This is a genomic window from Shewanella sp. S23-S33 (genome assembly GCF_043359565.1).
In the GTDB taxonomy this organism is placed as follows: domain Bacteria; phylum Pseudomonadota; class Gammaproteobacteria; order Enterobacterales; family Shewanellaceae; genus Shewanella; species Shewanella oncorhynchi.
In genome coordinates, this window is sequence record NZ_JBHFFD010000044.1 from 1 (window position 1) to 13,690 (window position 13,690).

A 13,690-nucleotide genomic window follows, 5' to 3' on the forward strand; every position below is an offset into this window, starting at 1 on the left:
GCCTAATTATCTCATTGAGATGTAACCAAGCCAGCTGAATAAGCTGGCTTTTTTGCGTCTGCAATTTGTTAAATCCAGCCTAGTGTCTATTAAATTAGTCAGTTTTCCTCCCATTTTTCTCTCCTTAACACTCTCTTTCACTCTTCATGACATCAATAATAAGTAATGGTTGTCGGTTATTTGTACGGTTATTTTGTCAATGCTCCGATTTTGCTACAGCGATTTTAGTTCTCGATCGAGCCTAGCTATTGCTATTAGTTAAGCGGTTACTTACCTTATGTTTTAATTTATTGGGGTAGATAAGGATCTGAGATGAAGTTAGAGATGATTTGTACTGGGGAAGAGGTGTTGGCGGGACAGATTGTTGATACCAACGCCGCTTGGTTTGCCAGTACTATGATGGAGCATGGTGTCGAGATCCAGCGTCGAGTAACCGTCGGCGATCGCCTCGAGGATCTGATTGCGGTTTTCCAAGAACGTAGCTTACATGCCGATGTGATTCTCGTTAATGGTGGTCTTGGGCCCACAAGTGATGATATGTCTGCTTTAGCGATGGCGAAGGCGAAGGGCGAACCATTGGTTGAGAATACGGAGTGGCGTGAGCGTTTAGAGGAGTGGTTTACCCGTAATAACCGTGAAATGCCTTTAAGTAATCTCAAGCAAGCTATGCTACCAGCTTCAGCTGTGATGGTTGATAACCTTGTGGGAACCGCTTGTGGTTTTAGAGTTAAACTTAATCGCGCTTGGTTATTCTTTACGCCTGGTGTGCCTTTTGAGCTGAAGCAGATGGTTACAGAGCAGTTTGTACCCTTTATTCGCGAAGAGTTTAACCTTGATTCCAAGGTTGCTTTAAAGAAACTATTGACCATAGGCCAAGGTGAGTCCGCTTTGGCAGATAAGTTAGAACCGCTAGAGCTGCCAGAAGGCATTACTATTGGTTACCGCTCTTCTATGCCGCATATTGAGATTAAGATTTTCGCCCGTGGCGAGAAGGCGATTGCAGTATTACCTCGCGTCGCTGGGCACATCAAAATGGTGCTGGGTACTGCGGTTGTCGCGGAAGATAAAGCCACTCTTGCCGAAGAAATTCATTATAAGCTACTTAACTCAGGCTTGACCTTAAGCGTTGCCGAGTCTTGCACTGGCGGCATGATCACTAGCCAGTTAGTTGATTTCCCCGGCAGTTCATCTTACTTACAGCACGGATTAGTGACTTACAGTAATGAATCTAAAGTGCGTGTGTTAGGTGTTAATCCTTCAACCTTAGATGATCATGGTGCTGTCTCCATTGCGACTGTAGAAGAAATGGCTAAGGGGGCAAGGCAAATTTTAGACAGTGATTATGCGCTGGCAACCAGTGGAATTGCGGGGCCCGATGGTGGCACAGATGAGAAACCTGTGGGCACTGTGGCGATCGCTTTAGCAACTCGCGGCGGTGTTTATAGTCAGATGATTAAACTACCGAGACGTTCACGGGATCTGGTACGGAGTTTAAGTGCTGCAGTGGCTTACGATATGCTAAGACGTGAGCTTTTAGCTGAAGCTGTGATCGTCGATTATCAGTCGATTGGGCGATTCAGTAAGTAACTCTTATACGGGCATATACCAGTTTAAACCCGCCAACAAAAATGCTCCCGAGGGAGCATTTTAACTTCTACAGAGATACAAAAATGGCAGATTATTTAGTGAACTTAAGCACTAATTTGCCTGGGGCAACTTGAATGCTTTCGGTCATTTTTGCCATCAGTGCTTGGTTACTGTCCTTGGTATCTAGTACATACACAGGCTGGTTTTCTAAGAATTGCCTTAGATAACCCATCACCTGCGGCGTGGCACTGCTAATCGCTTTTTCAATATCCTTGGGCGTTGATTCCACTTTGACTAATTCGAGTTGGCGCAGATAGACACTGTGCGTTGCGCTGTCATACCAAGGCTTGGCTTCGAAAGTCGTAGTGAGTTTGGCACTCAATGGAAAGATCGGATTCTTAATTGATACTTGAGTTGCGGCACTTACGCTCATAGTGTCAGGTTTTACACCTAGCTTGACACTGATGTCGTTAATGCGCACTTCTGCGCCAACTAATTGATTGCCTTGTTTAATCTCAAAATGGATCTCTTTACTGAGGTACTGCTCCATTTCGTGCTCGCTGATACTGTACTGCGAGACGCAGCCGCCAAGCAGTACAGTCAGCCCCAAGCAAATCGTGCGGGAAAGTTTTTTCATTAACCAGTGTTTCTCATACCCGCTGCCACACCTGCAATGGTCAGCATTAGCGCTAACTGTACATGTTCAGACGCAGGAGTTTCGGTTGTTTCCTTACGTGTCCGCGCTAATAGCTCGGTTTGTAAGAAGTTTAATGGATCGATATACGGATTTCGCAGTTTAACTGATTCGCGATTCCACGGTGTATGCGCCATTAAACTATCCGATTTTGTCAGCTCAAGCACGACTTTAATACCCAGATCTAAGCGTTGGCGCAAGGTTTCGCCTAAGTGATGCAATTCCTTAGGTACTAAACAGGTTTCGTAGTAGCGGGCCAAATTAGGTTCCGCCTTGGCGTAGACCATTTCCAGCATTGAAATGCGAGTGCTGAAGAAGGGCCATTCCCGCTCCATGTCTTGCAGTAAACCCATTTCACCGCGTTCACTGGCGGCTTGTAGTGCTTCACCTGCGCCGAGCCATGCAGGTAACATCAAACGGTTTTGCGACCAAGCAAAAATCCATGGAATGGCTCGCAGACTTTCTATTCCACCATCGACACGACGTTTGGCAGGGCGGCTGCCGAGTGGTAGTTTTCCTAATTCTACTTCTGGCGTTGCCGCGCGGAAATAAGCCACAAAATCAGGTTCATCACGCACTATGCCACGGTAAGCACCCACGGATTCTTCAGCGATGCGTTGCATGCAATCGCGCCATTCTTGCTTCGGCTCTGGCGGTGGTAATAGGGTTGCTTCCAATACGGCCGAGGTATATAGGGCCAAGCTTTGAACCGCGAGTTTTGGTAAGCCAAACTTGAAGCGGATCATTTCGCCCTGCTCAGTCACACGAATGCGGCCATCTACCGAACCTGGTGGTTGCGATAGGATAGCCTTGTGTGCAGGACCACCCCCGCGACCAATGCTGCCACCACGGCCATGGAATAATGTGAGCTTGACGCCCGCTTGTTTACAGACTGCCACTAACTGCTCTTGGGCGTGATACTGAGCCCAAGCCGCCGCCATTACGCCGGCATCTTTAGCTGAGTCAGAGTAGCCAATCATGACCTCTTGCATGCCTTTGGTATAGCCACGATACCAGTCGATATCGAGCAAATCGGTGATACAGGCCGCGGCGTTGTTTAAGTCGCTTAAGGTTTCAAATAGCGGTACCACGCGCATTGGGTGCGAACAGCCCGTTTCTTTGAGCAAGAGTAAAACCGTTAAGACATCCGATGGCTTACCCGCCATCGAAATCACATAGGATCCAAGTGCTTTAGCTGGATGTTTAGCAATCAAACGACAGGTATTAAGCACTTCGGCCACATCGGCTGACGGTTGCCAATTACTTGGGATCAGTGGCCGACGGTTGCTGAGTTCGCGTAATAAGAAGGCTTGCTTCTCAGTCTCGTCCCAATGGTTGAAATCACCCATGCCGAGATAGCGAGTTAACTCGGCGAGCACATCGCTGTGACGGCTGGCGTCTTGGCGAATGTCGAGTCTGAGCATATGAATGCCAAAACAGGCGAGACGGCGGAGAATGTCGAGCAATAAACCGTTGGCAATTAAGCGCATACCGCAGTCGGTTAAACTCTTATAGAGCATTTCTAGCGGCGCTTTGAGATCGCTTTCTTGCCAAATCAGGCTCGACTTATCGACTTCAGGATTGTGGCCTTCGATGCGCGCATTTAAATAATCTATGGTGTCACGCAGTCTTTGACGAATAGATCGCAGCACGTGGCGGTAAGGTTCGCAGCTGTTATTGGTATAAGCCTTTAACTCATCATTGGCTTCTTCCATCGACAGTTCGCCGACCAGCAGCACGATATCTTTTAAGAATAATCTGGCGGCAGCATGGCGGTTACGGTCGAGCACCTCTTGGGTGACTTTTGCGGTAACAAACGGGTTGCCATCGCGATCGCCGCCCATCCAGCTTGAAAAGCGCACTGGCGCGATATCAATCGGTAATTGTTGTCCTGTACGTTGCTGCACTCGATCGTTAAGTTGTCTTAAGAAGTCAGGCACCGCATGCCAGAGTGACTCTTCAATGGTGGATAATCCCCAGCGGGCTTCATCCACTGGAGTGGGACGCTCGCGGCGGATCTCATTGGTGTGCCATATTTGCGCGATTAATTGGCGCAGGCGCAGGTTGATCTGTTGACGTTCTCTATCCGACAGTTGGTCGTTTTCTTGCTCTGTTAAGCAGTCGACAATGGCGGCGTATTTTTGGATCAGAGTGCGACGGGAAATTTCAGTGGGGTGCGCTGTTAGCACCAGATCAATATCCAGTGTTTTTAGACAGTCGAGCATTTTAGCTTGGTCGACACGACCATTGAGCATGCGGCCTAGGAGTTGTTCCACTGGGTCTGGCACGCAGACAAGTTCGTCGCAATTACGACTGATAGTATGAAATTGCTCGGATAAGTTAGCTAAGTTAAGAAATTGGTTAAAAGCTTTTGCAAAAGGGACTAATTCTTCGTCTGGCAAAGCTGTCAGTAACTCGAGCATTTGCTCTCTGGCGGCTTGATCGCCTCGGCGTGAGTCTTTGGCAAGCTTACGGATCTGTTCAACCTTCTCAAGAAAAGAGTCCCCAAGATGGGTACGCATAGTATCACCAAGGATTTGGCCTAACATACTCACGTTCGATCTTAATGACGCATACATATCTGTCATATTGTCTGCCATGGTTACTGACATAGTTACTCCGAATAGAAAAACATGAAAATTCCGCTGTGCATTTAGCCCGTTAGCACAATACCTATCACTTGGGGCTATGGTCAACAGCAGAACTTATAACTTATACGACTGGCTTATCCGATATGCAACCAATCACGGTATTTGATGAAGAATATTCAATAGAAATGCGAAGTCACGCAATATTTTTTGATGATTAGTGCAAGTGAATATGAAGTGCATCATTTTATGCTTTGCAGACATGTATCTTAGCTGTTAATGAAAAGGACTGATTTTGACTCATGTTGACCCTGGATAACTGTGTTATTAACGAGTTAGCTGAATGGGAACTGTGTCTTCGATATCCTAATTTGAGCTTAAAAGATGAAAATAAATTAAAAATATATATTCACATATATTGCATAAGTAGATCTTTGTGGTAGTCTAGCCATCAGTTGAGATGAGTCACCTCTTGTGACCTGTAGAGTGAATATCATGATGCACAGTATTAGCCTGACAGTGAATAAAATAACAACCTATTACGATTTCCTGCGACGATAGTCTTGTCATCATAGATATGCGCGGTTGCGTGTAAGCTATTCATCTACTCTTTAAGTTTCTTTGATTCGGTTAATAAGACAAAAAACATGAAAAATATCGCCATTATTGGTGCCAGTGGTTACACAGGCGCGCAACTGACCGCTTTAATCCATGCAGAAGCAGATCTGACGATTCAGGGTTTGTATGTTTCTGAAAACAGTTTAGATAAAGGTAAACCTTTAGCGGATTTGTATCCTAGCTACAGCCATATCGCATTAACACTGTCGCCATTGTCCGATGAAGCTAAGGCAAAAATCGTTGCCGAAGCCGATGCTGTGGTGCTCGCGACTGAGCACTCGGTGAGCCTGCATTTAGCGGCTTGGTTTTATAGCCAAGGGTTAGCGGTATTCGATTTAAGCGGTGCCTATCGTTTCAGTGATGTGGCGCAATATCCGAAGTGGTATGGCTTTGAGCATGAATATCCTGAAGTTTTAGCCAAAGCCGTGTATGGCCTTGCCGAATGGAATGCTAAAGAAATCGCTGCGACTAAGATGATTGCCGTGCCAGGTTGTTACCCGACCGCATCATTGACAGCGTTAAAGCCGCTAGTGAGTTTACTGACATCGGCTTATCCGGTAATCAATGCCGTGAGCGGCGTAACAGGTGCGGGGCGCAAAGCGCAGTTACACACTAGTTTTTGTGAAGTGAGCCTGACACCTTACGGTGTATTGGGCCACAGACATCAACCCGAGATCGCCACTCAGCTTGGTCAAGAAGTGATATTTACCCCACACCTTGGCAACTTTAAGCGTGGCATTTTAGCGACCATTACCGTGCAGCTAAAACCAGGCACTACGACTGCTGACGTGGCCGCGGCCTATAGCGTGTATGACCAGGCGCCATTGGTAACCGTGAAGCACAATCACTTCCCTAAAGTGGATGACGTGGTGCTGACACCTAACTGCCACTTAGGTTGGAAGTTTGATGAGAACAGCGGTTACTTAGTGGTAGCCAGTGCCATCGATAACTTGATGAAAGGTGCTGCCAGCCAAGCGCTGCAATGCATAAAGATTCATTTTAACCTTTAATTGTTCATCCTTATTTAAGAGAGTCGTCAAGATGTCTACAAACAACTCAGTATTAGTGCTTAAAGTGGGCGGCGCGCTGCTGCAATGTGAAATGGGGATGGCGCGCTTAATGGATACGGCTGCGGCTATGTTAGCTAATGGTCAGCAAGTGTTGATGGTGCATGGCGGTGGTTGTTTAGTGGATGAACAGTTAGCGGCCAACGGCATGGAAACCGTCAAGTTAGAGGGTTTACGTGTGACTCCGCCTGAGCAAATGCCGATTATTGCCGGTGCACTTGCGGGCACTTCGAACAAAATTCTGCAAGGTGCAGCGACTAAGGCTGGCATTGTGAGTGTGGGCATGAGCCTCGCCGATGGCAATACTGTTTCGGCTAAGATTAAAGATGAGCGTTTAGGCCTAGTGGGCGAAGTCACGCCAAACGATGGCACTTATCTTAAGTTTATCCTCGAGCAAGGTTGGATGCCGATTTGTAGCTCCATCGCCATGATGGACGATGGCCAAATGCTTAACGTCAATGCTGACCAAGCTGCGACGGCCTTAGCCAAATTAGTGGGCGGCAAGTTAGTGCTACTGTCGGATGTTTCTGGGGTGCTCGATGGTAAAGGCCAGCTCATCCACAGTTTAAATGGCAAGCAGATAGCAGACCTTGTTAAGCAAGGTGTGATCGAAAAAGGAATGAAGGTCAAAGTTGAAGCTGCGCTCGAAGTCGCACAGTGGATGGGGCAGGCGGTACAAGTTGCCTCGTGGCGTGATGCTAGCCAATTAATCGCATTAGCAAAAGGTGAAGCCGTAGGAACACAAATCCAACCATAAGTGGAGTAGGTTATGAAGCATTTACTATCGATAAAAGACTTAACCCAGCAGCAGTTACAGGATCTAATTGCCTTGGCAAAAACGATCAAAGCCAATCCGGCTGAGTATCGTCATGCGCTGGATGGCAAGAGTGTGGTGATGTTATTTGAAAAGCCCTCACTCAGAACACGCGTTAGCTTTGATATCGGTATTAATAAGCTCGGTGGCCACTGTTTATACCTAGACCAGCAAAATGGTGAACTGGGAAAACGGGAATCGGTTGCTGACTTTGCTTCTAACCTGTCATGTTGGGCCGACGCAATTGTGGCGAGAACCTATTCACACACCACTATCGAACAATTAGCCGAGTTCGGCTCAGTGCCCGTGATCAATGCGCTGTCGGATCTTTATCATCCTTGCCAAGCCTTAGCTGACTTTTTAACTCTGGCAGAGCAGTTTGAGGATGTCAGTAAAGCTAAATTAGCTTATGTTGGTGATGGTAATAATGTCACTCACTCGCTGATGTACTGTGCGGCTATTCTCGGTGCCACCATGACAGTGATCTGCCCAGCGGGTCACTTTCCTGATGGCTACGTAGTGGCAGAAGTGCAAGAGCTCGCCAAACGATATGGCGGCAAGATAGTGCTGACCTCTGATATCGATGCGATTGAAGGTCACGACGCTATTTATACTGATACTTGGATTTCAATGGGCGATCCAACGCCTTTGTCGGATATCAAAGCGAAGTTTGCACCATACCAAGTAAACAAAGCTTTGATGGCGAAAGCGGGCGCTAACTTCTTTATGCATTGTTTGCCCGCCCACCGTGGTGTAGAAGTAACAGATGAAGTGATGGACGGTGCAGGATCCTTAATTCTGCAACAAGCCGAAAATCGGATGCATGCCCAAAATGCGGTACTGGTAACCTTATTTAGTTAAATTAACCCTGTTTAGCAGCCTGTTTTCTCCTTGAGAGAAACGAGTCATAGGAATTTAAGATGTCTATCGAGAACAAAAATACTGGCGTGAAAAAAGTGGTTTTAGCCTATTCAGGTGGTCTAGATACCTCGGCCATTATTCCTTGGTTAAAAGAAAACTACGATAACTGTGAAATCATCGCATTCTGCGCCGACGTTGGCCAAGGCGAAGAAGAGCTGGTTGGCTTGACTGAAAAAGCCTTAGCTTCAGGTGCTTCTGAATGTCATATCGTCGATCTAAAAGAAGAATTCGTTAAAGACTATATCTACCCAACGATTGCGAGCGGTGCGATTTACGAAGGCACTTATTTACTCGGTACGTCAATGGCGCGTCCTATCATTGCTAAAGCGCAAGTTGAAGTGGCTCGTAAAGTGGGCGCAGATGCTCTGTGCCACGGTTGTACCGGCAAAGGTAACGACCAAGTGCGTTTCGAAGGTTGCTTCGCCGCATTAGCACCTGATTTAAAAGTGATTGCACCATGGCGTGAATGGACTATGCAGAGCCGTGAAGATCTGCTGGCCTATTTAGCTGAACGTGACATCAAGACATCAGCGTCAGCGACTAAAATCTATAGCCGTGATGCCAACGCTTTCCATATTTCCCATGAAGGTGGTGAGTTAGAAGATCCATGGAACGAGCCAAGCAAAGGCGTATGGACACTGACTGCCGATCCTGAAGATGCACCGAACAAGCCTGAATATGTGTCGCTAGAAGTAGAACATGGCCGTATTACTAAAGTGAATGGTGAAGCCCTAACGCCTTATGCTGCACTGATGACATTAAACGCGATTGCTGCGCCACACGGTGTGGGTCGTATCGACATCACTGAAAACCGTTTAGTCGGCATGAAGTCTCGTGGCTGTTATGAAACACCCGGCGGCACTGTGATGTTCGCAGCACTACGTGCGATTGAAGAGCTTGTACTCGACAAGACTAGCCGTAACTGGCGTGAGCAAGTCGCCGCACAAATGGCGCATTTAGTGTATGACGGCCGTTGGTTCACACCACTGTGTAAGTCACTGTTGGCAGCATCTGAGTCATTGGCTGAGTCAGTTAACGGTGAAGTTGTGGTAAAACTCTATAAAGGCCAAGCGAGCGCAGTGAAGAAACGTTCACCCAACAGCTTGTACTCTGAAGCGTTTGCCACCTTCGGTGAAGATCAAGTGTACGATCAAAAACATGCAGAAGGCTTTATCCGCCTGTACTCATTAGCGAGCCGCATCCGCGCACTCAACGCTAATGATGTAAAATCTAAGTAATAGGTCGTTTAAAAGGGCGCCTAGCGCCCTTTTTTGTTTTTAGGTTTTGATTTAGTTTTTGATTCAGATGAGTCGATTTCAAATAAGCAGTGAGTAAGGGGAGTTAGCATGGCTTTATGGGGTGGAAGATTTCAGGGCGAAACGAGCGCGCTATTCAAATTATTCAACGATTCGTTACCTGTGGATTATCGCTTGTTCGAACAGGATGTGGTCGGCTCCATTGCTTGGGCGGATGCGATTGCCAGCGTGGGAATTATCTCGGCAACTGAATGCCGCGACTTGAAAAAAGCGCTTAATGACTTACTGGTGGAAGTACAGGGCGATCCGGCGATTATTCTCGCCTCGGGCGCTGAAGATATTCACAGTTTCGTCGAGTCGGCCTTAATTGCCAAAGTGGGCGATCTCGGTAAGAAATTGCACACCGGTCGTAGCCGTAACGATCAAGTTGCCACCGATTTAAAGCTTTGGTGTCAATCCGAAGGCAAAGCATTACTCGCGCGCCTTCACAGCTTACATGCTGAATTACTGGCGTTGGCAGAACGTGAATTTGATGCGGTAATGCCAGGTTATACTCACTTGCAGCGCGCGCAACCTGTGACATTTGGCCACTGGTGTTTAGCCTATGTAGAAATGACTGAGCGAGATATCAGCCGTTTAGCTGATGCGTTAACCCGCGCGAATACCTGTCCATTAGGTTCTGGCGCCCTTGCGGGCACAGCCTATAAAATGGATAGACATGCACTGGCCGCCGCGTTGAATTTTGCCTCGCCAACGCTGAATAGCTTAGATAGCGTATCAGACAGAGATCACGTAGTAGAGCTTTGTTCAACCGCATCGATCAGCATGATGCACTTAAGCCGTATGGCTGAAGATTTGATTTTCTTTAACTCAGGGGAAGCGAACTTTATTTCCCTGAGTGATGAAGTGACCTCGGGTTCATCCCTGATGCCACAGAAGAAAAATCCAGACGCATTAGAGCTTATCCGTGGCAAAACTGGTCGGGTTTATGGCAGCTTAGTGGGCATTCTCACTACGATGAAAGCACTGCCTTTGGCGTACAACAAAGATATGCAGGAAGATAAAGAAGGCCTGTTTGATGTGGTCGATAGCTGGGCAATTTGCCTCGATATGGCGGCGTTAGTGTTGTCAGGTTTGAAGGTCAATCGTCCTAATGCACTGTTAGCCGCACAGCAAGGTTATGCAAATTCTACTGAGCTTGCTGATTATCTCGTGTCTAAAGGTATGCCTTTCCGTGAGGCGCACCATGTTGTGGGTGAAGTCGTGGTTGCTGCGATAGCGAAGCAAATTCCGCTCGAGGATTTCTCCTTGGCCGAATTAAAAACTTTTGCCGCTATCATTGAAGATGATGTCTATCCAAACCTGACTATTGAAGCTTGTTTAGCGAAACGTGACGTGCTCGGTGGTACTGCATTGCCACAAATTCAGCAGGCGATTGCTGCTAAGAAAGCACGTTAAGCGAGTTATTCAAATCCACAATACAAGCCAATAAAAAACGCGACATTAGGTCGCGTTTTTTATTGGGCCACAATTAGTGGTAATGACTTTTTAGCATTTGTTTATTGGAATAAGTCGTCAGTTGGCGCATCGATGAAGAGGTTATTTTCATCCTGAGTTTCGCTGATGTATTCCTTCGGCTCTGTACCTGAAATAAAGTATTCGAACGCACTGGTATAGTCGGTTTTTCGAGTAAGTTTACCCGTCGCTAAATCAATGCGTACCGAAACTATGCCTTCTGGCGGAATCGAGGTTGTCTCAGGAGTGCCTTGTAAGACACTGTTCATAAACTCGTTCCAGCCCGGACCTGCTGTTTTCGCACCCGCTTCGGCGCCAGTTATCTGATCTTTTTCGCCGTTTGCATTCCATGCGGTTCTGCCCAGTTGGCGACCGTGATCGTCGAAACCGACCCAGAAAGTGCTAGTGATGACTGGGCTAAAACCACTGAACCAAGTGTCGCGCGATTCGTTTGTGGTACCCGTTTTACCTGCAATATCATGGCGCTTAATCAATTTTGCTGCGCGCCAAGCCGTACCTTGCCAACCCGTGCCTTTACTCCAATCGCCGCCACCCCAGATCACGCTCTTCAGTGCTTCGGTAATGAGGAATGCCGTTTGCTCTGAAATAATTTGTGGAGCGTAACGACCGGTTTGTTCGAAACACTGCGCAACAGGTGCACTAGAGTCTCCACTTACGCTGAACGCCATAGGATCGCTCGGTGTAACTGGTTGGCTAAGACTTTGGCTAGGCTTACAGGCCAATGTAGGGTTCGCTTTTTCGATAACATTGCCGTAAGCATCTTCTACGCGATCAATATAGAAAGGTTCGAGTAAGAAACCGCCATTAGCAAATACGTTAAATGCAGTAACTACTTGCAATGGCGTGACTGAAGACGAACCTAATGCAATCGATTCGTTGCGAGGTAAGTCGTTAGGATCAAAACCAAATTCAACAAGTTGAGCAATGGTTTCGTCGAGTCCGACATGTCGCATTGCACGCACAGACATAACGTTAATAGATTGCGCTAAACCCACACGTAAACGAGTGGGGCCGCCATAGATATCGGGTGAGTTTTTAGGGCGCCATGCAGTGCCTTGGCTGATATCGGGTTTATTAATTGGCGCATTGTCTATGAGGGTCGCTAAGGTAAAGCCTTTCTCTAATGCTGCGGCATAGATGAAAGGTTTAATATTCGAACCTAATTGACGTTTCGCTTGAGTCACTCGGTTGTATTGGCTTTGGCTAAAGCTATAACCACCAACTAAAGTGCGAATAGCACCATTTTTGGGGTCGAGTGATACTGTTGCGCTGGCGACTTCTGGTACTTGCGATAGTTGCAAATATTGGCCGTTATCACGGATCCAAATACGCTCGCCGACCTTGAGTATGTCAGAAGCTGATTTCGGTACACTGCCTTGACGCTTATCAGTAATAAACTTACGTGCCCACTTCAATCCATCCCAAGTAATGACTTTAGTTTCGCCTTTGGCGGTCATTATACTTGCTTGCTGATCTGCAATGCTGATGACTGCGGCGGGTTGCAATTCTTGTACTGAAGCAATCTTGGCTAGTTCAGTTTTGATTTGAGCAGATTCAGGTTTTTCGTCCGTCCACAACACGGCAGCAGGACCACGGTAGCCATGGCGTTCATCATAGGCATAGACGTTATTACGCAGTGCTTGTTGAGCTTTAAGTTGTAGATCCGATGAGATAGTCGTATAGACGTTGTAGCCATTGGTATAGGCTTCTTCTTCACCGTACTTCTGTACCATGTAATCCCGAGCCATTTCAGAAATGTAAGGGGCATAGAGATCAATTTCAGCGCCATGATATCTGGCCACCAATGGCTCTTGTAGTGCCGCTTGGTATTCGGTTTGGCTGATGTAGCCGACTTCATTCATCCGCATGAGGACGACATTACGGCGAGCCAATGCACGCGAAGGTGACGTGATTGGATTGAGTGTAGAGGGCGCCTTGGGTAGGCCTGCAATAACGGCCAGTTCAGATAAGCTGAGTTCTTGCACGTTTTTACCGAAATACACTTGCGCAGCAGCCCCAACACCGTAGGCCCGTTGGCCTAAGTAAATGCGGTTTACGTAGAGCTCTAAAATTTCATCTTTGGTGAGTAACTCTTCAATGTGATAGGAGATAAAAATCTCCTTCACTTTACGAATAATAGTCTTATCTCGGGTTAAGAAGAAGTTACGTGCGACCTGCATGGTAATCGTACTCGCACCTTGCTTTTTCTCACCAGTGGTCAACATCACTAATGCGGCGCGAAGCACGCCAACAGGGTCTATACCACCATGTTCATAAAAGCGGGCATCTTCGGTTGCGATAAACGCCTGTAGCAGAGGTTTTGGCACTTCGTCTAACGTTAGTGGAATGCGACGTTTCTCACCGAATTGAGAAATAAGTTTGCCGTCACTACTGTAAATACGTAAAGGTGTTTGAAGTTGCACATTTTTTAGTGTTGAAACATCCGGTAAATCCGGCAAAACATAAAAGTATGCTGCCACAATGGCGCCTACGCCCAAAAGGGCTAGACTGAATAGTGCTATAACAATACGTTTTAACCACTTCACCAAAATTTATCCTAATGTTCTGTTAAGTGCGACAGTATATAAGGCGCACACGTCTTGGTGAAG

The 13,690-nt window shown here is 47.0% G+C and carries 9 protein-coding genes; 6 read left to right on the forward strand and 3 right to left on the reverse strand.

What is annotated here, in order from left to right; all coding sequences use genetic code 11:
* Positions 1–312 precede the first annotated feature (312 nt).
* Entirely contained in the window at positions 313–1,587 is a 1,275-nt protein-coding gene (locus ACHA99_RS11275; RefSeq protein WP_393942781.1) for a CinA family nicotinamide mononucleotide deamidase-related protein, read from the forward strand.
* Positions 1,588–1,678: 91 nt separating this feature from the next.
* Here the strand turns inward: ACHA99_RS11275 and ACHA99_RS11280 are convergent, their stop codons facing one another.
* The gene (locus ACHA99_RS11280; RefSeq protein WP_263147679.1) at positions 1,679–2,224 is read right to left on the reverse strand and encodes a DUF1439 domain-containing protein; all 546 of its coding nucleotides are present in this window, start codon (positions 2,222–2,224) and stop codon (positions 1,679–1,681) included.
* Complete coding sequence (ppc, locus tag ACHA99_RS11285; protein WP_393942783.1) at positions 2,224–4,893, reverse strand: phosphoenolpyruvate carboxylase; 2,670 nt, start codon at positions 4,891–4,893, stop codon at positions 2,224–2,226. The genes ACHA99_RS11280 and ppc overlap by 1 nt, the downstream gene beginning before the upstream one ends.
* A gap of 623 nt (positions 4,894–5,516) precedes the next feature.
* Here ppc and argC point away from each other — a divergent pair.
* The 5 genes from argC (at position 5,517) to argH (ending at position 11,003) form a co-directional block, all read left to right on the forward strand.
* Positions 5,517–6,497: an N-acetyl-gamma-glutamyl-phosphate reductase gene (argC, locus tag ACHA99_RS11290; RefSeq protein WP_393942785.1), complete on the forward strand. Its 981-nt coding sequence runs from the start codon at positions 5,517–5,519 to the stop codon at positions 6,495–6,497.
* A gap of 31 nt (positions 6,498–6,528) precedes the next feature.
* Positions 6,529–7,311 (forward strand): acetylglutamate kinase, encoded by a 783-nt coding sequence (argB, locus tag ACHA99_RS11295; protein ID WP_212601371.1) that lies wholly within the window; start codon positions 6,529–6,531, stop codon positions 7,309–7,311.
* Between the two features lie 12 nt (positions 7,312–7,323).
* Positions 7,324–8,229, forward strand: coding sequence for an ornithine carbamoyltransferase (locus ACHA99_RS11300; RefSeq protein ID WP_212601372.1), 906 nt, complete (start codon positions 7,324–7,326; stop codon positions 8,227–8,229).
* Between the two features lie 59 nt (positions 8,230–8,288).
* Complete coding sequence (locus ACHA99_RS11305) at positions 8,289–9,527, forward strand: argininosuccinate synthase (protein ID WP_105250542.1); 1,239 nt, start codon at positions 8,289–8,291, stop codon at positions 9,525–9,527.
* A 108-nt stretch (positions 9,528–9,635) separates the two neighbouring features.
* Positions 9,636–11,003: an argininosuccinate lyase gene (argH, locus tag ACHA99_RS11310; RefSeq protein ID WP_393942788.1), complete on the forward strand. Its 1,368-nt coding sequence runs from the start codon at positions 9,636–9,638 to the stop codon at positions 11,001–11,003.
* A gap of 101 nt (positions 11,004–11,104) precedes the next feature.
* On the opposite strand, the gene ACHA99_RS11315 is transcribed toward argH, so the two are convergent.
* On the reverse strand, positions 11,105–13,627 hold the full coding sequence (locus tag ACHA99_RS11315) for a penicillin-binding protein 1A (protein WP_393942790.1): 2,523 nt from the start codon (positions 13,625–13,627) through the stop codon (positions 11,105–11,107).
* Positions 13,628–13,690 lie beyond the last annotated feature (63 nt).